Here is a 22,726-nt window from a genome sequence, read left to right as displayed (position 1 = left end):
TTTTATATCTTAATTGATTATTTATTCATAAAGTTTATGAGACTAATCTAAAGGGGGCTTAATTTTATCATGAAGATTAATAAGATATCTATTATAGGGATTGGGGCTCTTGGTATATTATTTGGTAATCATTTATCTAAAAGGATGAAGAAAGAAGACTTAAGAATTATAGCCAGTGAAGATAGAATAAAAAGATATTCAAATATATATTGTAACGATGAGATTTGTGATTTTAATTTTATAACTCCAGAGGAGAAAAATGCACCTGCTGACCTTGTAATTATTGCTGTGAAATATAGTGCACTTAAGGATGCTATAAGGGATATAAAAAATCAAGTTGGGGAAAATACAATAATTTTATCTTTATTAAATGGAATAACTAGTGAGAAGTTAATTGCAGAAGCTTATGGTGAGAACAAGGTTCTATATTCTGTAGCTCAGGGAATGGATGCAGTAAGGAAAGGTAACAAGCTAACTTATAAAAATATGGGAATGATATGTTTTGGTGAAAAAGAAGCTGGTGTTATTTCAGAAAAGGTAAGCTTAGTTGAGGATTTCTTTGAAAGTGTAGAGTTACCACATGAGGTTCAAAAGGACATGTATAAAAGGTTATGGAGCAAGTTTATGCTTAATGTTGGGGTTAATCAAACTGTTGCTTTATATAGAGGGAATTATGGAACAATTCAAGTTCAAGGAGAAGCTAGAGATACCATGATTAGAGCTATGAGAGAAGTTATCCTGTTATCTGAAAAAGAAGGAATTAATCTTACAGAAGAGGATTTAAATTATTGGCTCGATATATTAGATGGTTTAAGTGAAACAGGAAAACCATCTATGGCTCAAGACATGGAGGCAAAACGCTTAAGTGAGGTAGACTTGTTTTCAGGAGCGGTTCTTGAGCTTGGGAAAAAGTACTTACTAGAAACCCCTGTTAATAAGAATTTTTATGATAGAGTTAAAGCTATAGAAAGTGGCTATTAATTATATTTTTAATTTAAGGAAAAATAGAGCCAATAACCGCATTTTTAGTTATACGTGTTATTGGCTCTGAGTTTTGTGTATTGCTTTTTATATTAGTTATTTAACCTATAACTATTTCATTTCATCAACGGCAGTTTTTCCAGCAATTCTTCCGAATGTAAATATATCGGTTAATGCATTACCACCAAGACGGTTACCTGCATGGATACCCCCAGCAACTTCTCCAGCTGCATAAAGGTTTTTAATTGGTTTATCATTTTCGTCTAATACATGAGCTTTAGTGTCTATCTTAAGTCCACCCATTGTATGATGAACTGCTGGTTTTCTAGGAGTAGCATAAAATGGTGCTTTCTCCACTTTTAAGCTAAATGTATCCTTATGGAATTCAGGATCAAATCCAGCATCAACATATGAGTTATACTTATTAATAGTATCTACAAGAACTGCTGGCTCCATACCAACTTTTACTGCTAGCTCTTCTAGGGTATCTGCTCTAAATAAAGTACCAGCTTCTACCTGACGGTCTAGCTTTTCTTGACTTGTATTAGCAGCTGTTTTCTTTATTTCATCATCAGCTATAAGGTAGAATAAACCACCCTGTTCTATAGCAGCTTTTGTTAAAACATCTCTTCCAGAGAATTCATTAATAAATCTTTTACCTTCTTTATTTACCATTACAAAGTTTTCAGGAGGTACTTGAACTCCGCTGAATAGTTCACCAGTTTCAGGATCTGCTACAGGCATCATTTGAGTAAAGCCCATTCCTGTAAGTGCAGCACCTACTGTTTTACCAAGTAATATTCCGTCACCAGTCATAGCGTAGGAGTTAGTAGTTTTTATATCATCAGCAATATCACTCCAATAGGTGTTATATTCTTTTAGCATCTTTGTGTTTGCACCAAAACCACCACTTGCAAGCACTACTGCTTTTGCATGAACAGTTACCTTTTGACCATTAACACCAGTTGCTATAACTCCTTTTATTTCGCCATCTTCTATGATAAATTCTTTTACAGGACTATCTGTAATGATTTTTCCTGAGTTATCTTGTACATATTTTGTTAGTGCAAGTATAAATGATGAACCATGGCTTTTAGTAGGCTTATGACCACGACGCCAAAGTGCACCAACTGGAGCGAATACTATACTTTTATCATACTCAACTCCTATTTCCTCTAGCCATTGAACACTTTCTAAAGCTCTGTCTGTAAGGATTTTTACTAGGTCATATTGTCCGTATATTGCGTTGCCATTAAGGTCAGTTCTTTTTCCACCAAAATATGTTTGCATTCTGTGAAGTAGTGGAGAATCAAATAGATGTCCTTTTTGTGTGTCAAACTTTTTCTTATAGTCAGAAAACTCTTTTCTAAGTGCATGGAAATCATCTAAATATTCTGCGTGAATTAAGCTCTCATCTGTATCTAGTAATGCTTCGATGGTATGTCTTTCACCTGGATTTTCATCAAATTTCACTTGCCATTCTGGATCTGCAGCATTTACAGGACCACCTGAACGTATGGTATTACCACCTACTGCTGGATATTTTTCAAGAACAATAGCACTTTTACCATTTTGAAGTGCTGTTGCAGCTGCACTTAATCCAGCACCGCCTCCGCCTACAACTACTACATCACAAGTATATTCTTCATCTTCTTTTATAAGGCTGCTAGCAGGTTTTGGACGTCTTTTAAGTATATCAGGGTTAACTCCTGCAAGCTTAACTGCTTTAGCTACACCGTCTAATACAGCAGTACTAGTTTCAGAAGCACCAGAAAGAGCATCAACATTTAATGTTTGTCCTTCGATTATTTTATCTGGTATTCTTACAAAAACTACATCGGCAAGACCTTCTGTTTCTCCATCTGTATTTATATCTATACTCTCTATTCTGTTTTCACTAAAGGATACTTTCATTGGAAGACTTCCGCTGTGACCTATTGCACTTACCTCATATACTCCTGGAGTAAATGTAAATTCTTCTTCTTCATTAAGCTGATTTGCAATCTTTGCAAAACGCATAAAGCGTAGGAAACATATTTCAAGGAAATCTATAGTTCTTTCATTGTTTAGATTACCTTCCTCATCAAATGCTTTGTTTGCATTTCCAAGTAAAAACTCATATCCTGGCATTACATTTGCATCTACCCCTGGTGCATCTAGGATTTGACGAAGATGTAGTTGTGCACGAGATGAACCTTGAGTATCAAGAGAAGCACCAAGGATCATTACTGGTTTTCCAGCAAGTGGATGAAGGTCAAAGCTTAGCCATTCAATTAAGCTTTTAAGGCTAGATGGTACTGAATGATTATATTCAGGAGTAGCTATAATAACACCATCATTTGCTATAATCTTATTGTTAAACATCTGTATAACTTCACTTGAGGATTGATTATCAGATTGATTAAACATAGGAACGTCTGTAATCTCAAGTATTTCTATTTCTGCCTTTGAATCAAAGTATTTTTTCATAAACTGAAGGAGTTTACGATTATATGATTTTTTTGCACTAGTTCCAACAATTGCTATAAATTTCATTATACTAATCCTCCTACTCTTCCCACGTGAATTTTTTAACTTTTTTATTTAAAACTTTTTCTGCTAAAAGTTTTGATGTTATATCAGTAAATAGAACAAACTCTCTAAAAATTTCATCAAGTTCTGCTAACTTATCAGCATATATAAGATTTCCTGTGCTATCAAATGCACCTTGTGATCTTCCTAAAAGGAATTCACTGCTTGGCATGATTCTAGCAGCAAGCTCAGGTGAATCAAGTATTTGTCTAAGATGTGCTTGTGCACGAGAAGAACCAAGTGTACCAAGAGAAGCTCCTACTATTAAAAGAGGCTTGTCTGTAAGTGCTTGGCTAGTGTAACTAATCCACTCAAGAGCACTTTTTAAAACAGCAGGTATGGCATGATCATACTCTGGGGTTGCTATTATTACTCCATCGACTTTTAAGATTTTATCAGATAATTCTTCTACTTTTTGAGGAATAATATCAGAATCCTCAAGTTCAATAAATGGAGGTAAATCCTTAATTTCATATACTTCAATATCTGCCTCATTAGAAAAATGTTTTTGCATAAATTGAAGTAACATACGATTAGTTGACACGTCTGAATTGGTGCCTACGATTGCTAAATATTTCATGGTAATCCCCTTTCTGTACATCAAAATTTCATAATTTTAGTAGTATGTTTGATATAATTTTAACATGCTCCATATATTATATCTAATAGTTATTTATTGATGTTTGATAACATATTTGTTATAATCAAAAACAAGAATAAACAAGTTAATTGTTTCACAAAGGAATGAATGAAATGTCAAAAGGCTATCCTCAGGATATTTTGTATTATATTGATGCTATTTTAAAGTACAGTAATTATGGAAAAGCTGCTAAATCACTTTATATTTCTCAACCTTATTTAACTCAGGTTATTAAAAGGGTAGAAGAGCAGTTAAACTGTGAGCTTATAAGCCGTAGTAAACTTCCATATCGTTTAACTGAGCAGGGGAAGATATATTATCAATATTTAACTTCAATAGAAAATAACTATGCAAAACTACTTAGGGAAATATCAGATGTGTCAGATATAGGCAGTAAGGTTATAAAAATAGGAGTGCTTCCTAGTCTTGGAACTTACCTTTTACCTCTGTTTTTACCAAAATTTTTAGGTATGTATCCAAACTATAGAGTAGAGCTTTCAGAGGCTTTACCAGATAAAAATGAGAAACTTACTCAAAATGGTGAATTGGATTTTTGGATTGGACAAAATTCAAGAAATATTTCTCCAAACTTAAATTCAGTTAGCTGGGGAAAACACGGATACCGTGCTATTATTCCACGCGCTTGCGATTTATATCAGAAAGATGTAGCCATTATTCCAGAGGGGACTATGGACATAAGCAAGATATTGAGTCAAAAGATGATACTTACTTCTAAAGGTTCTGCAATAAGAAAACAGATAGATCAGCTATTAAGTGTTTATAAGGTAGAGCCCAAAATCATAATGGAAAGTACAGAGATTTATACTATACGTAATCTTGCAACGAGTAATTTGGGAGTGACTTTTATACCGGAAAGTGTCTATGTAAAGGAGAGCCCCTCTGAATATAATATATATCAGGTTCCTATGGATGAGTTGAGCATAGATTATTTTATTGCATATCTAAGTGAAAGAAAACTTACGAGTATTGATAAAGACCTTATAGATGCATTTCTAACTCATGGGCAGAATAGTTTTAATATAGGAGAACAAAATGGATGAGTATACAAAGATTATATATCTTATGGGAACAAAAATAACTCTTTATATAAAGGGAAAAGATGCTGAAAAACTAGCTGAAAAAGCTTGTGATATGCTTATTCATTATGAAGAAGTTTTTAGCGCTAATAGTGATAACTCACAGCTTGGGATGCTTAAAAAAGCAGCTTCATTGGCTCCACAAAAAGTGGATGAGGAGCTGTATGAGCTGATAAAAATAGGAAAAAAACATAGTTTATGTGAAAGTACATATTTAAATATAGCAATAGGCCCGTTGATAAAATTATGGAGAATAGGTTTTGATGAGGCACATGTGCCAGACAAAGAGTCTATAAAAAAGGTATTAGAACTTTTAAGACCTGAGAATATACAACTAGATGATGAAGAAAAGAGTGTCTATTTACTAAAAGAAGGCATGGAGATAGACCTTGGAGCCATAGCTAAGGGGTATTTTGCTGATAAAGTTATGGAATTTTTTAAGGAAAATGGAGCTAGTTCAGCTATGGTGGATATGGGAGGTAATGTTCTTGTTTTTGGGGAATCACCATCTGAAGGTGGTGACTGGAAAGTAGGAATACAAAATCCTTTTTTGCCAAGAGGAAATGCGGTGGCACTTGTTAAAATAAGAAATCAATCCGTTGTAACCTCAGGTATATATGAGAGAGTACTTGAAAAAAACGGAAGTAAATATCACCATATATTTGATAGTAAAACAGGATATCCAATAGAAAGTAACGTAGCTTCCTTAACTATTATTGCTGATAAATCCGTGGACTGCGATATATATACTACAAAGCTTTTTGGATTAGATGCCACCTCAATTATACGTAGAGTTAATAAAATTAATAATATGGGTGCGGTTGTAATAACTGTGGATGGAAACCTAGCACATACAGAGAATATCAAGGGAAAGATATATCCGATAACAACTTAATAGATAGAAATATTATCTCTAAGAAGTAACCCTTTAAGCTTGATAAGTAATCCTTATTAGTAATATAATGGTATTAGAAGGTGACTTGAAGGAGGTATTTATGGGAGATAATTTTAGGTCAAAAAACTCATTAAATAATAAACTTATTAATATAACCATTTTTACTTTATGCCTTGTAATCATATTTGCAATTATAGTTGGGGTTATAATATGGCAAAAAAACGATAACTTAAAACTTATAATATTTATACCTATTGGTATTTTAGGAGTTTTGTTTAATATATATCTTTTATTTAAGGGAAAAGATAAAAGAGAAAAATAAAGAAAAAAGCCTTGCAGAAGGATTTAATAAAATTATTCTGCAAGGCTTTTTAATAGAGTTATTTTATCTTCTAAGAAGATTGCTTTTTACTTAAATTGTTGCTGCTGTTTTATTAGTATTATGTGTTGCTTCAAATTTAGAGATTTCTTCTTCTTTTAATAGAGTAAGACTTATATCGTCATATCCATTTAGAAGTTTAGTTCTTTTAAAATCTTCTACATCAAAGCTAAATTCTAATCCTGTATTATCTTTTACCTTTTTTTCTTCTAAATCTATTTCAATTTTATAACCTTCGATAGTTTCAGTTTTTTGAAATAGGGTTTCTATTTCTTCAGAAGAAAGTTTTACAGGAAGTATTCCGTTATTGAAGCAGTTATTATAAAAAATATCTGCAAAGCTTGAAGCTATGATAGCTTTAAAGCCATAATCTTCTAATGCCCAAGGTGCATGTTCTCTAGAAGAGCCGCAACCAAAGTTTGCTCTTGAAAGTAGGATAGAAGCTCCTTTATATTTAGGAAGATTTAGAACGAAATCTTCAATATCTTTTCCTTCTTCATCAAATCTAAATTCATAAAATAGGAATTTACCAAAGCCGCTTCTTTCAATTCTCTTTAAAAATTGTTTTGGAATTATAGCATCTGTATCTACGTTTGATCTATCTAAAGGAGCTACGATTCCAGTGTGTTTTATAAATGCTTCCATAAAATAATCCTCCTTATAGTAAATCTCTTACATCTACAAAGTGTCCATATATTGCAGCCGCAGCTGCCATTTCTGGAGAAACTAAATGAGTTCTTCCGCCACGACCTTGACGACCTTCAAAATTTCTATTTGAGGTTGAAGCGCATCTATCACCTGGTTTTAATACATCAGGATTCATAGCTAAACACATACTGCATCCTGGCTCTCTCCACTCGAAACCTGCTTCTATAAAGATCTTATCAAGACCTTCTTTTTCTGCTTGAGCTTTAACTCTTACTGAACCTGGAACAACTAGTGCTGTAACCTTTGGAGAAACTTTGCGACCCTTTGCTATTTTTGCAGCAGCTCTTAGGTCTTCAATTCTTCCATTAGTACAAGAACCTATAAATGCATAGTTTATTTCTATATCTTTCATAGGAGTACCAGGGGTAAGGTTCATATATTCTAAAGCCTTTTCTGTAGACTTTTGTTTATCTAAATCGTTAAAATCCTTTGGTGAAGGTACTAAATCATTAATTCCTGCTCCCATTCCTGGACTTGTTCCCCAAGTTACCTGTGGTTCTAAGGTATCTAAGTCAAATTCAAGAACTGTGTCAAACTCAGCATCTTCATCAGAACATAAAGTTTTCCATTCTTCTACAGCTTTTTCGAAAGCTTCATCTTTTGGAGCATAGTCTTTATTTCTTAAGTATTCAAAAGTAACTTCATCAGGTTGGAATAAACCAGATCTTGCTCCTGCTTCTATAGCCATGTTACAAATAGTCATTCTTTGCTCCATAGTAGTTGTTTTAAGAGCCTCTCCAGTAAATTCAATAACATATCCTGTTCCAAAGTCTGTTCCATATTTACTTATGATTCCAAGAATTAAATCCTTAGCTGTAATTCCAGATTTAAAGAAACCTTTAACTTCGATTTTCATAGTTTTAGATTTTTTTTGAGGTAAACATTGTGTTGCAAGTACATGTTCAACTTCGCTTGTACCAATACCAAAGGCTAAGGCACCGAAAGCGCCATGAGTTGCAGTATGACTATCACCACAAACAATTGTATTACCAGGTAAAGTAAGTCCAATCTCTGGCCCCATAACATGAACAACTCCCTGATTAGGACTATTTAAATCAAACAATGTAACTTTAAAATCTTCACAATTTTTACTAAGTGTATCCATTTGCTGTTTAGAAATAGGATCTTTAATATTGTATCTATCTAAAGTAGGTACATTATGGTCCATAGTAGCAAATGATAAATCAGGTCTTCTTATTTTTCTACCTGCAAGTCTTAAACCTTCAAAAGCTTGAGGTGAAGTTACCTCATGAATTAAATGAAGGTCTATATAGATTAAGCTTTGTCCGCCTTCCCCAAGACTAACTAAATGCTTATCCCAAATTTTTTCGTATAATGTTTTTTTAGCCATTAAAAAAGCCCCCTTTTTTTGTCTGACTTATTGCTTATAGTAATTTTATAACATTTAGGTTTATAATTGAAATATATATTAATTATGTTTGATATAACTGGAGGTTATATAATGGAAAGCAATTTAGAATTATATAGAGTTTTTTATAAGGTAGCAAAGTGTGGAAACATATCCTTAGCAGCTGAAGAACTATTTATAAGTCAGCCAGCAGTAAGTAAGTCTATAAAAAAGTTAGAAGATGTGTTAGGAATAACTATGTTCTCCAGAAATTCTAGAGGGGTTAAGCTTACAAAAGAAGGGGAAGTTTTCTATAAATATGTAGAAAGAGCTTTAAATGAAATTTCTTTAGGGGAAACTGTTTTGGATAAATTTAAGATGAAGGAACAAGGAAGCATAAAAATAGGGGTAAGTACTACTATATGCAAACATTTTGTTATACCTAAGCTTAAAAATTTTATAAAAGAATATCCCAATATAGAGATAAAGTTTATAAATAAAACTACCTTAGAAACCTTGAAGCTTCTTAAATATGGAGAAGTTGATATTTGCTTTGTAAGTGAACCGCCAGAAGAAGATTTTTTTAATTATATAAATTTAGTAGAAATTCAAGATATATTTGTAGCTAACAAGGAATATTTAGATTCATTAAATATTGAAGATATAAATGATATTTTTAATGTTGGGACTCTGATGTTTTTGGAAAAAGATAATATAACAAGAAAATTTATAGATAAATATCTAAGTAATAATAATATATTTGTTCAACCAGAAATTGAGATAAGTAATATGGATTTATTAGTGGAGTTTTCTAAAATAGGTTTAGGTATAACGGCTGTTATAAAAGATTTTACACTTAAGGAATTAGGTAGTGGAGAACTTGTGGAGATTCCAATAACTCCTCCTATACCTAAAAGAAGCATAGGAATGGCTTATCATAAAAGCATACCATTATCTATAGCAGCTAAAACTTTTTTAAAATATTTCCTATAAGCGTAACAATGGTTACAGAGTTAAGTTTAAGTAAGTGCTATTATTATATTAATGATATTGATTATCAATTAGAGTTCATATAATTATTAATATAATGGGAGGTATACCATGAAAAAAGATATTAACTATGTAACTATAGACGGCAGGGGAGAACATGATTCTTTTAGAGATTGTGTAACTAAAGCTATTAAGGAATTGAAACCAAATGAAGGAATACATGTAATTAAGGATTTTGAACCTTTTCCTATGTATAAAATGATGGAGGAAAAAGGGTTTGATAAGTTTGTGGAAAAAGTAAGTGATGATGAGTACCATGCTTATTTTTATCCTATTGATAAATTAGAAAAGATAAAGATGACAGAGAATCTAGATATAGACGAAGATAAGATTAATAAAATAATTGAGATAAAATTAGATTATATAAAGGGTAATATAACTATAGAAGAAGCGAAGAAAACTATGAAAGATTCTTTTGAAAAGATTACTGCTCAAGAGTTTGCTATATGTGAGCAATATCTTCAAAAGTATGGAATATCAGATGATTTATTAGCAGAAAGAATGGATGAGATATTAGAGATTTTTGATGGAATATTGGTAAGTGAGAAGCTTGATTTACCATCAGGTCATCCTGTTAAAACTTATTTAGATGAGATTTCAGCTATTAGAGAAGTTTTGAGTAAAATGAAAAAACAGTTAGGCAAGAAGTTTATCAAAAATCAATGGTTAGAGTTATATGATAAATTAGGGCAAATAAGTATTCATTTTTCTAGAAAACAAAATCAATTATTCCCAGCATTAGAAAGTAAGGGATTTGATAAACCATCAAAAGTAATGTGGACTTTAGATAATAATACTAAAGAAATAATAAGAAAATCTAGAGGACTTTTAGAGGGAGATAAGGATCAGGAATTCTTAAAGCTTCAAGAAGAAGTAATGGAAATGGTTGAGGACATGATGGTTAAGGAAGAAGAGATATTACTTCCAACTTCAATGGACTTACTTTCAGATGAAGACTTTGTGAAGATGAGAAAAGGTGATGATGAGATTGGATATTGTCTAATTAAAACACCAGCACCTTATGGAAATAAGGAGGGTAATGTTATGAATAATCTAAATGGAAGTAATGAAAATGACTTTATGAAGGATATGGCGGCAGTACTTCAAAAGCATGGCATGCTTAATTCTTCATCTAAAAATGATGTTTTAGATGTTGCTCAAGGAAAACTTACTCTTAGTCAGATAAATTTAATTTTTAAACATCTTCAAGTTGATTTATCTTATGTTGATGAAAATGAAATAGTTAAATTCTATAGTGATACTAAACATAGAGTATTCCCAAGAAGTGCAGGGGTCATAGGTAGAGAGGTACAGAACTGTCATCCTAGAGAAAGTGTTCATATGGTTGAGGAGATCATAAGAGCCTTTAGAGAAGGGGAACAGGATGAAGCTGAATTCTGGCTAGAGATTAATGGAAAGTTCATATATATTATTTATAATGCAGTAAGAGATGAAGAAGGTAACTTCAGAGGCGTATTAGAAATGATGCAGGATGTTACTAAGATAAGAAGCTTAACTGGAACTCAAAGACTTTTATCTTGGACTAATGAAGGCGCAAAGAAAAAGGAAGATGGTGAATCTGATGTTAAGGAAGAAGAACTTCCGGAGAATGAATATGGAATAACCAAAGATAGTAATATAGGGGAGATAGTAAAGAAGTATCCATATATAAAGAATTTTTTAGTTAATCTTTCTCCTAAGTTCAGTAAACTTAAGAATCCAATACTTTTTAAAACAATGTCTTCAATGGCAACAATAGAAATGATAGCTCAAAGAGGGGACTTCGAAACGAAAGATCTTTTAGAAAAGATAGTAACTGAAATAGATAAAAACAAATAGAATAAGAAAACATAAAAACATCTAGGTTCTTAGGGAGGGGCTTAGATGTTTTTTATTGCATAGGAAAGTGCATTTTTCCTATGCAATAAAAAATGCAAGGGGTGCAGGGGAAGTTTTGTTCCCCTGCCTGTCAAGGAGGGCATAAAGATTAATAATCTTTATGTACCAGCAGAGCATGGCTAAAAGGGCCAGACACGCAGTGTCGTCGAAGGGAACCATAGGGTTCCCTAGCGAAGTGGCGCAGCCACTTTTTTGCATTAAGTAGTTTCCATTGTATTAAAAAATTCATAGTAATATAATAGTAATTAAAATACATAAAATGGAGAATAATTGCGAATGAATATAGCCATGGATTTAAGTAAAAAAGAAGAACTAGAAATTAGAAAATCAATAGCGATTACTAATATGAAGAGGCTTGTGATAGGACTAACTATAACAGCTCTTATGGAGATATTTATAATTATATTTCATGATTTACCAGGAATAAGATCTTCAGAAAGTGCAGGTAAGTGGATATATATTTCATATTTAATATTGCATGGAATTATTTCAGTGCTGGGATTATATTTTGCAGTATATTTTAGAATAGTAACTAAAAGAGAACTAGCTAGAAGTATAAGTTTTTATGAAAACTGTGTCTACTTTATTTTAGGCATTATTCTGCTTAGTATAACTTTAATTACTGGCTTAGATCAATTTACTACTGGTCAGATAGTGGCCTTTGGGGTGAATATAATCTATAGTGGATTAGTTATTATTATAAAAAAACCTTACAATAATATAATGTATATAACATGTTTTTTAACCTTTATCATAGAGATGATAGTATTTCAGAAAAATAAAGACATATTATTTTCTCACCTAATGAATGGAGCGTTTTTCTTTGTTTCTGCATATTTTCTAGCTAAGTTTGTATATAACAATCAAGTTTCTCACTTACATAAAAATATGAAACTTGAAGAAAGTAACAAAAAACTTCAATACTTATCTAATTATGATTTATTAACAGAAATACCTAATAGGAGATATTTTAAAGAACAGTTAGAAAAGGTTCTAATGGATAAACATACTACTTGTAAATCATACATAGTCGTTATGGATATTGATTTTTTTAAAAAGATAAATGATAAGTATGGGCATCCGGTAGGAGATGAAATATTGAAGCAGTTTGCAAAACTAGTAGAAGAAAATATTACTTCTGATGATTTGGTAGCTAGATTTGGAGGAGAAGAGTTTATAATATTTATTTCCAATAGGGAGACCGAAAATATTGAAGACAGAGTAGACTCATTGAGAAAAGTTATTGAGAAAAATGAGTTTAAGGTAGGAGATACAATAATTAAGATAACTTCAAGTTTTGGGATATCTATTCTTGATGGAGCTGGAGAATTAAATTTTGAAAAGGCCTACAGATTTGCAGATGAGGCTCTATATCAGGCTAAAGAAAGTGGGAGAAATAAAATACATTTAATCAAGAATTATGATGTGCAAAACCCTTAATAACATTCGTATATACACGAATGTTGTTTTATAAAATTCCTATAATTATTGTATTAATTAATTTTTCGTGTTAAAATTAAGATGAATTATAATGGGATTTATTAATTATGTTTAAATATGAAAGGAATAGTTTATGATTAACGAAGATTTTATTTCAAAAAGAGTTGGAATAATAGGCGGTGGTCAATTAGGAAAGATGATGATAAATGAAGCCGCTAAAATGGGGATTTTCACAGCTATACTTGACCCATCAGAAGACTGTCCTGCTAGTTGTTTAGCAAATGAAAAGATTGTAGCAAGTTTTGATGATAAAGAGGCACTATTAGAACTGGCAAAAAAGGTAGATGTTTTAACCTGTGAGTTTGAACACATATCAACAGAAGCTTTAAGAGAGCTAGAAGAAAAAGGGTATGATGTTTATCCTAAATCTAGCAGTTTGAAAATAATTCAAAACAAATACAATCAGAAAAAAGAACTTGAAAAATACAATATTCCATTAGGGGATTTTATAGAAATTAAAAAAGCTCATGATATAGAATTAGCAATAGAAAAGTTTGGATATCCAGCTATGCTGAAAAGTGCATTGGGAGGGTATGATGGTAAAGGAAATAGTCTTATAAAAACAAAAGAGGACATCATTAAAGCATTTACAGAATTAAAGGGCGATATTATGCCACTATATCTTGAAAAATATATTCCATATGTAAAAGAAATATCAGTTTTATGTTGTATAGGTAGAGATAAAGAAATAGCTATATATCCAGTAGCAGAAAATGTACATAAAGACAGCATATTATTTGAAACTTCAGTACCAGCTGCTATAAGTAGTAGTGTGGAAGAAAAAGCTAAAAATATAGCTAGAGAAGTGTGTAAGATTTTTGATACTGCAGGCATCTTGTGTATTGAAATGTTTTTAACAGAGGATGAAGAGGTACTGGTAAATGAGGTTGCACCAAGACCACACAACTCTGGTCATTATACAATAGAGGGATGTATAACCTCACAGTTTGAAAATCATATAAGAGCTATAGTTGGGCTTCCTTTAGGAAAAACTGATTTAATAATACCAACAGTAATGAGAAACATATTAGGGGAGCCAGGCTACAGTGGAGAAACTTTTGTTGAGGGAGCTTATGAAGCCTTAAAAGTTGGGGGAACCTATCTTCATGTATATGGCAAGTCAGAGACTAAGCCACATAGAAAGATGGGGCATTTAACAGCAGTTGGGGAAACTGTAGAGCAAGCTAAAGAAAAAGCTCAAGAAGCAAGTAAATACATAAAAGTTATTTCTAAAATAAAGCATTAGAAAAGAGGGGGAAAGTTATGAAACCAATAGTAGGTATAATAATGGGGAGTGATTCAGACCTACCAGTAATGAGGGAAGCAGCTGAAATTTTAACACAATTTGAAGTACCTTATGAAATGACAATAGTTTCTGCTCATAGAACTCCAGATAAATTATACAGTTATTCTAAAGAAGCAAAAGACAGAGGAATAAAGGTAATTATTGCAGGAGCAGGTGGAGCAGCACACTTACCAGGAATGGTTGCAGCTATGACAGCTCTACCAGTAGTAGGAGTTCCTGTGAAAACTAGTACATTAAATGGAGTAGATTCGCTATATTCAGTTGTTCAAATGCCTCCAGGAGTTCCAGTTGCAACTGTTGCAATTAATGGAGCAAAAAATGCAGGGATTTTGGCAGCTCAAATTTTAGGTACTGTAGACGAAAAAGTTTATAATGCGGTTGATAAATATAAAAAGGATTTAGAAAGTATGGTACTTAAAAAAGCTGAAGACTTAGAGAGTACAATTAAATAATTATATAAATAAAAGAACTAAGTATGCCTTAGTTCTTTTAGAGAATGTGAAAAATTTTGTGTGAATTATAAATTATGCTTATCTATATAACTGGAAATTAGATTTCCAGTTATATTTTTTACCTTAATTGGAATACTAATACTAAGTTGTGTTATGTTTTTAGCTTTTGCAAAAATAGAATTTATATACATTATTTCCACAAGAAGTACAAGCTTAAATTATTTCATCTTTAGCAATCCTATCTCCAAAAATTATCATAAATTGAGATAGTATTAATCCCCAATTCGGAACAGGTGAAGTCCACTTCTTCATCACTACATTTGTTGCTAAATAGAGTGATTTTCTAAGAGAATCATCAGTAGGAAATACGGTTCTAGTTTTAGTAAATTTTCTAAGCTGTCTATTAAAGCCCTCTAATGCATTTGTTGTGTATATCATCTTTCTTATTCCTTCGGTAAACGAGAAGAATGTTGAGAGTTTATCCCAGTTTACGTACCATGAATCTATTACATTTGAATATTTTTTATCCCATTTATCCTTCAACTCATCGAGCTGCGCTAGCGCTATTTCTTCTGTTGATGCCTTACAGACCTTCTTTAAATCCGCCATAAATTCTTTTCTATCTTTATATGGTATATATCTCATAGAATTTCTAATCTGATGAATTATACAGTTTTGAATACATACATTAGGAAATACTGTTCTTATGGCGTCAGGTAGGCCCTTTAAACCATCCATACATGCTATGAATATATCTTTAACTCCTCTGTTGCTTAAATCATTGCAAACTCCTAACCAGAATTTAGCCCCTTCAGCCTCACCAATCCATATTCCTAAAATATCTTTGTAACCTTCCATATCAACGCCCATACATATGTAAGCTGCTTTTGTAACAATTCTATGATCATCTCTTACTTTGAAATGAATAGCATCCATATATAATATAGGATAGATAGCATCTAACATTCTATTTTGCCATTCGGCGGCGGAAGCCATTACTTTATCTGTTATATTTGATATCATACTTGGTGATACATCTATTCCATATAACTCCTCTAGCTCTGCTTGAATATCTCTAGTTGACATTCCTCTAGCGTATAGACCTATTATCTTTTTATCTAACTCACTACATTCACTTTGATATTTTCTTATAGATACTGGCTCAAACGTAGATTTTCTATCACGAGGAATATCAAGTTCCACTTCTCCAAAACTGCTTCGTACATTCTTTTTAGAATAGCCATTTCTGTAATTTTTCTCTTCGGCATTCTCTATTCTTTCATATCTTTCACGTCCTAATGACTCATCCATTTCAGCTTCTAAAAGTTGTTGAATAACATCTTTAAATAATTTTTGCATTAATCCATTTTTACCAACTACATCTTCCATGGACTTACACTTTTTAACTTCTTCTTGATAGTTTATATTAGGTATTTCTATTTCTTTCATGTTGGAATCCTCCTTTATTTATAAGAATATTATTCCAAATCTACCATCAGATAATACAAAAAAGGATGTAGTAGATTTGTTTTCACACAAATCTTTCTACATCCCCTTCTTTTTTATTTATATCCTATAGAGTTACTTCTTCGGTTTCTCCATTAAAAGAACAAATAGATGCAGTTCCTTCTGTAAAATAAAGAACTTCAAAAATGCCGTCATCTGCTTTGTACATATTTTTTAAAGCAGGATTAGTTTCTATCATAGCTTCTCTTGCTTCTTGTCTAGAATCTACAGCTAATTCTCCAGCCAAACGAATCCATCTTCCTTTATACATTGCACTTATTTCAACCTTAGGGTTTTTTAGTATTTGTTCAAATACCTTTTTCTTGTTGTTAGTTGCAATGTAAGTCTTTCCATCAAATTCTGCTACAGCTCCAAATGGGCGTACACGAGGTTGTCCTCCTTCATTAGTTGCTAAATAAAAAGTTTTTGCATCAAAAAGAAATTGTGCTGCTATGTTCATAGTATTGCTCCTCTCAATATTATAGTATAAAATTATATTATAGAAATATATTATATTGTTTGTCTATTTATAACAAGTACGTGTTTTTGCAATAGTAAGTATCTTATATGATACTATTAGGAGGAGAAATGGATAAAAGTTTAGAATTATTCGGAAAATGCCCTTACGTAACGGTTCAGAAAGTTTTTTCAGGAAAATGGGTTATATTAATTATTCACCATTTAGAAAAAGGAACTCTTAGGTTTGGAGAGTTAAAAAGAAAACTACCAGAAGTTACGCAAGCAACTTTGACTAAACAGTTAAGAGAGTTAGAACATTCTGGAATGATAAAAAGAAATGTATATCCAGAGGTACCTCCAAAAGTAGAATATTCTCTTACGGAAATAGGAAGAGAATTTATTAGCGTATTAGATGAATTTGAGATTTTTGGAAATAAATACATAGAGTATATGAATAACTCTGTTTCAAAGTAGAGTTTTGTAAATCTAACAAGGAAAAGGAATAGCTTATAAACTNNAGTTTATAAGCTATTCCTTTTTTGAAAGTTTATCCATATATTTTCAGATGACATGAAAATACAACTTTATAAATATTTTGTACGATTTATTTTAACATAATATGACATACAATACAAACTTTTATAAAAAAATATATTAATTATTAAAAAAATTCATAATAATTATTTTTCAAAACGAAAAAAAGTTTAATTATATTAAATCTTTTTTAATAATATTCAACATTTCAGTACAAAATATTTATTTTGTATATATGATATTAAAAATGAACTAAAGGATTAAATGTAAATTGGGGAGGAATAGTAATGAAGAGGTTTAACAATTTAAAAATCGCACCCAAAATAGTATCATTGTTTATCACTGTGGCATTATTTATAGGTATAGTAGGGGCCATGGGAATAAACAGTATGGGGAAAATAAATGATAATTCAATACGTATGTATAGCTATAATATTAATTCAATTTTAAAAATTACAGATGCAGACTCAAATTTCTCTAGTATTAGAACTAATTTATTAAAAATGGTATACCAAAATGATAAAAAAGAAACTAATGAGGAACTTGAGATACAAATAAACACATTATTCAGTAAAAATGATGAGTTACTGGATTACTATGTAAATAATTTAATGAATCCTAATGAAAAAGAAAGTGTTGATAAAATACAATCTGATATGAAGATTTATAAAAATGGAGTTAAAAAGGCAATAGGATATGTAGAATTAGGGAATTATGGCGAAGCCTCTAAAGCAGTTACAGAAATGAGTAAAACAAGATCTGAAATACAGAATGCGTTTGAGCAAATAATAGAAATGAATAAAAATGAAGCTGAAAGTGCAAACAATGAAAATCTAAGAATTTTTAATGTTTCAAAAATTACGGCTATAGTTATAACTGTAATAGGATTTGTTTTAGCTAGTATATTAGGTTTATTAATATCCTTATCAATAGCTAAAAAGCTTTCTAAAGTAGTAGATTTCGCTAAAGCATTAGGTGAAGGTGATTTAACTAAAAATATGAATGTGGATTCTAAGGATGAAATAGGTATTTTAACTATGGAGTTGAATAAAGCAAAAGATAATGTGAAGACTCTTATAAGTGAAATTATAAATGGATCATCAGAGATAAGTGCAGGAAGTGAAGAATTATCTGCAACTACAGAAGAGGTATCCAGTAAGATGGAAGTAGTAAATGAAGCCACAAATCAGATATCTAATGGAATACAAGATCTTAGCGCAACTACCGAAGAAGTTAGTGCCTCAGCTGAAGAAATTGGTGCAACAACTAATGAATTAGCAAACAAAAGTAATGAGGCATTTAAAGCTGTTGAGCAAATAAAACAAAGAGCTGAAAAGATAAAACAAAGAGCTGAAAAAAATATTGATGATGGAAAAATAATATTTAATGAAAATCGAAATAATGTATTAAAAGCTATAGCTGATGGTAAGGTAGTTGAAGATGTAAAAATAATGGCTGACTCTATAGGTGCAATAGCAGAACAAACTAATTTGTTAGCTTTGAATGCTGCAATTGAAGCAGCTAGAGCAGGAGAAAAAGGAAAAGGCTTTGCTGTAGTTGCTGACGAGGTTAGAAAGTTAGCAGAACAATCTGGAGAAGCCGTAAGTGGAATTCAAAGTATGGTAAAGCAGGTTCAAGATGCTTTTGAGAATTTATCTAAAAGTGGACAAAGCTTTTTAACATACATGGAAGAAACTGTAGGCCCTAATTATGACTTATTACTAGAAACAGGAATACAGTATGAAAAAGATGCAGAACATATAAATAATATTACAAAAGAAATATCAATATCAGCAAATCAAATAAATGAAGTTATAGAACAAGTAAACAGAGCTATTCAGAATGTATCAGCAACTGCTGAAGAATCAGCTAATAGTTCTGAGGATATACTTTTAAGCATTAATGAAGTAACAGATGCAGTAATAGATGTAGCAAAAACTTCACAGGCTCAGGCAGAAGTTTCTCAAGACTTAAGTGAACTAGCACAGAAGTTTAAAGTATAATGTTAAGAGGGTTTAGAGGTAAAATGATATATAATAATTCTAATGCATATTATGAAGGAGATTATAATCAATGTGCTTATAACAATAAAGAAGTTAATTTGAATATTTGTAGTCATTTAGAGAGGTATATAACAGATATTAAAAATTTGATATTTAAACCTAAAAGTAAAACAAAGGATTTTTTTCAATTCGATAATAAAATACAGGTTTTTCTAAATGATAATAATATTATAATTATGATTAATATTACAGATAGGTGTAGTTTGAGTTGTAATAATTGTAACATTGATGGTAATCACATAAAAATAAATGTAGACGAAAAAGAGATTTTTAAGAATGTTAAAAATATATTAGAGTATTATTCAAATCAAATAGAAAAATGTGATTTGGTTTTCTATGGAGGAGATCCATTAGTGGATTTTAACAAGATACTTTACATATATGATAATCTAGGGAGAAATTATCATGTAAATATAATAACAAATGGATTTCTATTAACTGATGAAATAATAAAAGTAATAGTAAATAGAGATATAAGTGTATATGTAAATTTTGATCTCGGGACTAAGAATAAAATATGTGAAAGAATCAAGGACAACTTATTAAAGTATAAAAAGAAATATGCATATAGTAACAACATTAAAATAATAACTCATTATAATTTTCATTCAAACTTAGAGAAACTAGATAAATTTTATGAAGAAAGCAAATTACAGATTGCAATTTTAAAAGAAGATTATAGTGAGAATCTCAAATATTATGATAAAGTAGAACAATCAATAATAGATGGGTATTTAGATCAATATAGAAACCTAACTAATAAATATAAACTATACAAAAAACAAGGAAAAGAATGTTCAAGCTTTTTAAAACTACTTTTAAATTATAACTAATAAAATTAATATGTCTTAGTATATTTCTAAATTGGAAATATATTAAGACATTTTTCCTTACTAAAATGATATTAATAGACATAAAAAGTCAAAAAAATTATCACGATAAATAGTTTAAATCCATACTATAGAATGATAAGTTATTAAACTAGCTAATAACTTAATAAATTTTATCTTAGGAGGAAATTGATGAGTAATATAGCTTTACAGATAGAACGTTTGGCAGATGGAAATGTAGCATCTGGATCAAGTGTTATCTTTGATAGTGTAGTATATTCGTCAGGAAATATTAGTTATAATGCGGCAACTGGGGTAATAACATTTAATGAAGTAGGAAGATATGTGCTTGATTGGTGGATAGCGGTACAGACAGCTACAACTCCAAATTCAGTTATATTTGCAGCAGTATCTTCTCAAGGCGATATATTGGAAGGCAATATGCCAATTAAAACGGGAGAAGTAGTAGGTGTAGGGATAGTAGATGTTACTGTAGCGCCAGTTACTTTAAATTTAAATTATATTGGAGCAGGAACAGCTATTTTTGCATCTACTGTACCTGTAAAGGCTACTATGGTGATAATAGAGGACGATATAGTTAGTCCTACAGGAGGAATAGGTCCAACTGGAGCAACAGGAGCAACAGGAGCAACAGGAGCAACAGGAGTAACTGGATCAACCGGAGCTACAGGAGTAACTGGGGTAACTGGGGTAACTGGATCAACCGGAGCAACAGGAGTAACTGGGGTAACTGGATCAACCGGAGTAACAGGAGTAACAGGAGTAACTGGAGTAACAGGAGTAACTGGAGTAACTGGAGTAACTGGAGTGACTGGAGCAACTGGGGCAACCGGAGTAACAGGAGTAACAGGAGTAACAGGAGTGACTGGAGCAACTGGGGTAACTGGGGCAACCGGAGTAACAGGGGCTGGACTTACTGGATTAGTAGTATTTGATCCAGCAGCGGCACCCGGTTATCCAGTAGGGCAAGTAGTAACTTATAATGGAGGAACCTATATAGTTAATACTGCTCCGCCTACAGGAACACCAGACACATCACCAGATTATACACCATTAGCATTACCAGGAGCAACTGGAGCGACTGGAACGTCTGTTTTGACAGAAGGATTTGCAGCTTTCTTACCAACATTTACAACAGCAGCAAGTACTCAGTTAACTGGATGGACTGTTACCAGTCCATACTTTACAAGTGCTAGCTTTGACCCAACGACTGGTATTTATACAGTACCTGCTACTGGAAGATATAATATAGAAGCTACAATTAATTTTGCAACAACTGCAGCTATAACTATATCTTTAGGAGCTGGCATTGATCCAGCCCTCACAGTTCGTAGAATTGCGCCAACTACAACTGACTTAATAAGTGGATTATTCCCACTTCTTAATGTTAATGTTGCTTTAGTATTAACTTTAAGAGCTATATTAGGAAGTGGTACAGTAACATTATCAGGAGAAGTCGAGTTGGCTGCAGGAGATACTGTGGGATTATTCTATGAAGCAGATGGATTAACAATTCCTTTGGATCTTGGAGGAGGAGCTCCAGGGACTATATGGAGTATAAATCGTTTGACTTAAAAATTAACAAAAAATAGTGTTTTGCCCTCTGGTATATATTTCATAATTTAGACCAGAGGGCATTTTTATATGAAAATGAAGTTTATAATTTTTATAATAATTTTCGGATATATAAGCTGTTATGTTTTCTTGTAATTACTATATTTTTACATTAATACACATAAAAGTATATAAAAATACACTGAAATACATCAATTGTAACTATGCTCTTGCTGTAAACATATTATAAAATGACAAGCTTTAGGTTAAATAAGACCATAAGCTAAATTTTATATGTAAGGAGGAAATTTATGAGTAATATAGCTTTACAGATAGAGCTTTTAGTAGCAGAAAATATAGCATCTGGCTCAAACATTATTTTTGATAATACTGTTTACTCAGCAGGAAATGTTAGTTATAACACAGTAACAGGAGTAATAACATTCAATGAAGCAGGAAGGTACGTTCTTAATTGGTGGGTAGCAGTTCAAACTGCAACTGCTCCAAATTCAGTTATATTTGCAGCTGTATCTTCACAGGGAGATATTTTAGAAGGTAATATGCCTACTAAAACAGGAGAAGTAGTAGGGTTTGGCATTATAGAGGTTAGTGCAGCACCTGTTGCTCTGACATTAGACTATATTGGATCAGGTACAGCAATTTTAGCTTCTACTGTTCCAGTAAAAGCAACTATGGTTATAGTAGAAGATGATATTGTTAGTCCAACAGGTGGTACTGGAATAACCGGAGCAACAGGAGTAACAGGAGCAACAGGAGTAACAGGAGCAACTGGAGTAACAGGAGCAACAGGAGTAACAGGAGTAACAGGAGTAACTGGAGTAACAGGAGTAACAGGAGTAACTGGAACAACTGGAGCAACAGGAGTAACAGGAGCAACTGGAGTAACAGGAATAACTGGGGTAACAGGAGCAA

General features: G+C 31.8%; 19 protein-coding genes and 1 pseudogene. 14 read left to right on the top strand and 6 right to left on the bottom strand.

Annotation, left to right across the window (positions count from 1 at the left end):
* The first annotated feature begins 69 nt into the window (after positions 1-69).
* A complete protein-coding gene (locus B3N22_RS06450) occupies positions 70-981 on the top strand; it encodes a ketopantoate reductase family protein (RefSeq protein ID WP_286905596.1) in 912 nt (303 codons plus the stop codon).
* 111 nt (positions 982-1,092) lie between these two features.
* Here B3N22_RS06450 and B3N22_RS06445 read toward each other — a convergent pair whose 3' ends face one another.
* Both B3N22_RS06445 and B3N22_RS06440 read right to left on the bottom strand, forming a co-directional pair.
* A complete protein-coding gene (locus tag B3N22_RS06445; protein WP_286905594.1) occupies positions 1,093-3,516 on the bottom strand; it encodes a flavocytochrome c in 2,424 nt (807 codons plus the stop codon).
* A 13-nt stretch (positions 3,517-3,529) separates the two neighbouring features.
* Positions 3,530-4,132 carry an NADPH-dependent FMN reductase gene (locus B3N22_RS06440; RefSeq protein ID WP_286905593.1) on the bottom strand — a complete coding sequence of 201 codons (603 nt, stop codon included), beginning with the start codon at positions 4,130-4,132 and terminating at the stop codon, positions 3,530-3,532.
* Positions 4,133-4,305: 173 nt separating this feature from the next.
* Here B3N22_RS06440 and B3N22_RS06435 point away from each other — a divergent pair, with 173 nt between their 5' ends.
* The 3 genes from B3N22_RS06435 (at position 4,306) to B3N22_RS06425 (ending at position 6,506) form a co-directional block, all read left to right on the top strand.
* On the top strand, positions 4,306-5,253 hold the full coding sequence (locus B3N22_RS06435; protein WP_286905592.1) for a LysR family transcriptional regulator: 948 nt from the start codon (positions 4,306-4,308) through the stop codon (positions 5,251-5,253).
* Positions 5,246-6,184 (top strand): FAD:protein FMN transferase, encoded by a 939-nt coding sequence (locus B3N22_RS06430; protein WP_286905590.1) that lies wholly within the window; start codon positions 5,246-5,248, stop codon positions 6,182-6,184. Before B3N22_RS06435 ends, B3N22_RS06430 begins: the two co-directional genes overlap by 8 nt.
* Positions 6,185-6,284: 100 nt before the next feature.
* On the top strand, positions 6,285-6,506 hold the full coding sequence (locus B3N22_RS06425) for a hypothetical protein (RefSeq protein ID WP_286905589.1): 222 nt from the start codon (positions 6,285-6,287) through the stop codon (positions 6,504-6,506).
* A gap of 90 nt (positions 6,507-6,596) precedes the next feature.
* Here the strand turns inward: B3N22_RS06425 and leuD are convergent, their stop codons facing one another.
* Together leuD and leuC are read right to left on the bottom strand one after the other, a co-directional pair.
* The gene (gene leuD / locus B3N22_RS06420) at positions 6,597-7,208 is read right to left on the bottom strand and encodes a 3-isopropylmalate dehydratase small subunit (protein ID WP_286905588.1); all 612 of its coding nucleotides are present in this window, start codon (positions 7,206-7,208) and stop codon (positions 6,597-6,599) included.
* A gap of 13 nt (positions 7,209-7,221) precedes the next feature.
* Entirely contained in the window at positions 7,222-8,622 is a 1,401-nt protein-coding gene (leuC, locus tag B3N22_RS06415; protein ID WP_286905587.1) for a 3-isopropylmalate dehydratase large subunit, read from the bottom strand.
* Positions 8,623-8,733: 111 nt separating this feature from the next.
* Here leuC and B3N22_RS06410 point away from each other — a divergent pair, with 111 nt between their 5' ends.
* The 5 genes from B3N22_RS06410 to purE all read left to right on the top strand — a co-directional run bounded on the left by B3N22_RS06410 (position 8,734) and on the right by purE (position 14,826).
* Positions 8,734-9,612 carry a LysR family transcriptional regulator gene (locus tag B3N22_RS06410; protein ID WP_286905584.1) on the top strand — a complete coding sequence of 293 codons (879 nt, stop codon included), beginning with the start codon at positions 8,734-8,736 and terminating at the stop codon, positions 9,610-9,612.
* A 108-nt stretch (positions 9,613-9,720) separates the two neighbouring features.
* Entirely contained in the window at positions 9,721-11,508 is a 1,788-nt protein-coding gene (locus B3N22_RS06405; RefSeq protein ID WP_286905582.1) for a PAS domain-containing protein, read from the top strand.
* Positions 11,509-11,844: 336 nt separating this feature from the next.
* Entirely contained in the window at positions 11,845-13,008 is a 1,164-nt protein-coding gene (locus tag B3N22_RS06400) for a GGDEF domain-containing protein (RefSeq protein WP_286905580.1), read from the top strand.
* 133 nt (positions 13,009-13,141) lie between these two features.
* The gene (locus B3N22_RS06395; RefSeq protein WP_286905578.1) at positions 13,142-14,314 is read left to right on the top strand and encodes a 5-(carboxyamino)imidazole ribonucleotide synthase; all 1,173 of its coding nucleotides are present in this window, start codon (positions 13,142-13,144) and stop codon (positions 14,312-14,314) included.
* 17 nt (positions 14,315-14,331) lie between these two features.
* Positions 14,332-14,826: a 5-(carboxyamino)imidazole ribonucleotide mutase gene (gene purE / locus B3N22_RS06390; RefSeq protein WP_238902136.1), complete on the top strand. Its 495-nt coding sequence runs from the start codon at positions 14,332-14,334 to the stop codon at positions 14,824-14,826.
* 213 nt (positions 14,827-15,039) lie between these two features.
* On the opposite strand, the gene B3N22_RS06385 is transcribed toward purE, so the two are convergent.
* Both B3N22_RS06385 and B3N22_RS06380 read right to left on the bottom strand, forming a co-directional pair.
* Entirely contained in the window at positions 15,040-16,275 is a 1,236-nt protein-coding gene (locus tag B3N22_RS06385; RefSeq protein ID WP_286905576.1) for an IS256 family transposase, read from the bottom strand.
* Between the two features lie 124 nt (positions 16,276-16,399).
* Positions 16,400-16,792, bottom strand: a complete 393-nt coding sequence (locus tag B3N22_RS06380; protein WP_073019359.1) for a pyridoxamine 5'-phosphate oxidase family protein — start codon at positions 16,790-16,792, stop codon at positions 16,400-16,402.
* A gap of 128 nt (positions 16,793-16,920) precedes the next feature.
* Here B3N22_RS06380 and B3N22_RS06375 point away from each other — a divergent pair, with 128 nt between their 5' ends.
* From B3N22_RS06375 to B3N22_RS06355, 5 genes and pseudogenes are all read left to right on the top strand, one after another.
* Positions 16,921-17,265, top strand: coding sequence for a winged helix-turn-helix transcriptional regulator (locus B3N22_RS06375; protein ID WP_286905572.1), 345 nt, complete (start codon positions 16,921-16,923; stop codon positions 17,263-17,265).
* A 347-nt stretch (positions 17,266-17,612) separates the two neighbouring features.
* Entirely contained in the window at positions 17,613-19,328 is a 1,716-nt protein-coding gene (locus B3N22_RS06370) for a methyl-accepting chemotaxis protein (protein ID WP_238902133.1), read from the top strand.
* A 23-nt stretch (positions 19,329-19,351) separates the two neighbouring features.
* Positions 19,352-20,221 (top strand): radical SAM family protein, encoded by an 870-nt coding sequence (locus B3N22_RS06365; RefSeq protein ID WP_238902132.1) that lies wholly within the window; start codon positions 19,352-19,354, stop codon positions 20,219-20,221.
* A 189-nt stretch (positions 20,222-20,410) separates the two neighbouring features.
* Complete coding sequence (locus B3N22_RS06360) at positions 20,411-21,814, top strand: hypothetical protein (RefSeq protein ID WP_286905568.1); 1,404 nt, start codon at positions 20,411-20,413, stop codon at positions 21,812-21,814.
* A gap of 290 nt (positions 21,815-22,104) precedes the next feature.
* Positions 22,105-22,726: pseudogene (locus tag B3N22_RS06355) on the top strand (hypothetical protein); the annotation flags it as partial.

The organism is Clostridium sp. UBA1652 (assembly GCF_002320975.1).
Classification (GTDB): domain Bacteria; phylum Bacillota; class Clostridia; order Clostridiales; family Clostridiaceae; genus Clostridium_T; species Clostridium_T intestinale.
The sequence above is the reverse complement of the archived record's forward strand: the minus strand, read 5'-3'. Positions and strand labels throughout refer to the sequence as shown.

Excerpts from the sequence above, each read along its gene's own strand:
- B3N22_RS06395 (WP_286905578.1), top strand. The coding sequence starts at position 13,142 with ATGATTAACGAAGATTTTATTTCAAAAAGAGTTGGAATAATAGGCGGT.
- B3N22_RS06435 (WP_286905592.1), top strand. The coding sequence starts at position 4,306 with ATGTCAAAAGGCTATCCTCAGGATATTTTGTATTATATTGATGCTATT.
- B3N22_RS06380 (WP_073019359.1), bottom strand. The coding sequence starts at position 16,792 with ATGAACATAGCAGCACAATTTCTTTTTGATGCAAAAACTTTTTATTTA.
- B3N22_RS06370 (WP_238902133.1), top strand. The coding sequence starts at position 17,613 with ATGAAGAGGTTTAACAATTTAAAAATCGCACCCAAAATAGTATCATTG.
- B3N22_RS06450 (WP_286905596.1), top strand. The coding sequence starts at position 70 with ATGAAGATTAATAAGATATCTATTATAGGGATTGGGGCTCTTGGTATA.
- leuD (WP_286905588.1), bottom strand. The coding sequence starts at position 7,208 with ATGGAAGCATTTATAAAACACACTGGAATCGTAGCTCCTTTAGATAGA.
- B3N22_RS06440 (WP_286905593.1), bottom strand. The coding sequence starts at position 4,132 with ATGAAATATTTAGCAATCGTAGGCACCAATTCAGACGTGTCAACTAAT.
- B3N22_RS06425 (WP_286905589.1), top strand. The coding sequence starts at position 6,285 with ATGGGAGATAATTTTAGGTCAAAAAACTCATTAAATAATAAACTTATT.
- B3N22_RS06405 (WP_286905582.1), top strand. The coding sequence starts at position 9,721 with ATGAAAAAAGATATTAACTATGTAACTATAGACGGCAGGGGAGAACAT.
- B3N22_RS06385 (WP_286905576.1), bottom strand. The coding sequence starts at position 16,275 with ATGAAAGAAATAGAAATACCTAATATAAACTATCAAGAAGAAGTTAAA.
- B3N22_RS06410 (WP_286905584.1), top strand. The coding sequence starts at position 8,734 with ATGGAAAGCAATTTAGAATTATATAGAGTTTTTTATAAGGTAGCAAAG.
- B3N22_RS06445 (WP_286905594.1), bottom strand. The coding sequence starts at position 3,516 with ATGAAATTTATAGCAATTGTTGGAACTAGTGCAAAAAAATCATATAAT.
- B3N22_RS06430 (WP_286905590.1), top strand. The coding sequence starts at position 5,246 with ATGGATGAGTATACAAAGATTATATATCTTATGGGAACAAAAATAACT.
- B3N22_RS06375 (WP_286905572.1), top strand. The coding sequence starts at position 16,921 with ATGGATAAAAGTTTAGAATTATTCGGAAAATGCCCTTACGTAACGGTT.
- purE (WP_238902136.1), top strand. The coding sequence starts at position 14,332 with ATGAAACCAATAGTAGGTATAATAATGGGGAGTGATTCAGACCTACCA.
- B3N22_RS06400 (WP_286905580.1), top strand. The coding sequence starts at position 11,845 with ATGAATATAGCCATGGATTTAAGTAAAAAAGAAGAACTAGAAATTAGA.
- B3N22_RS06365 (WP_238902132.1), top strand. The coding sequence starts at position 19,352 with ATGATATATAATAATTCTAATGCATATTATGAAGGAGATTATAATCAA.
- B3N22_RS06360 (WP_286905568.1), top strand. The coding sequence starts at position 20,411 with ATGAGTAATATAGCTTTACAGATAGAACGTTTGGCAGATGGAAATGTA.
- leuC (WP_286905587.1), bottom strand. The coding sequence starts at position 8,622 with ATGGCTAAAAAAACATTATACGAAAAAATTTGGGATAAGCATTTAGTT.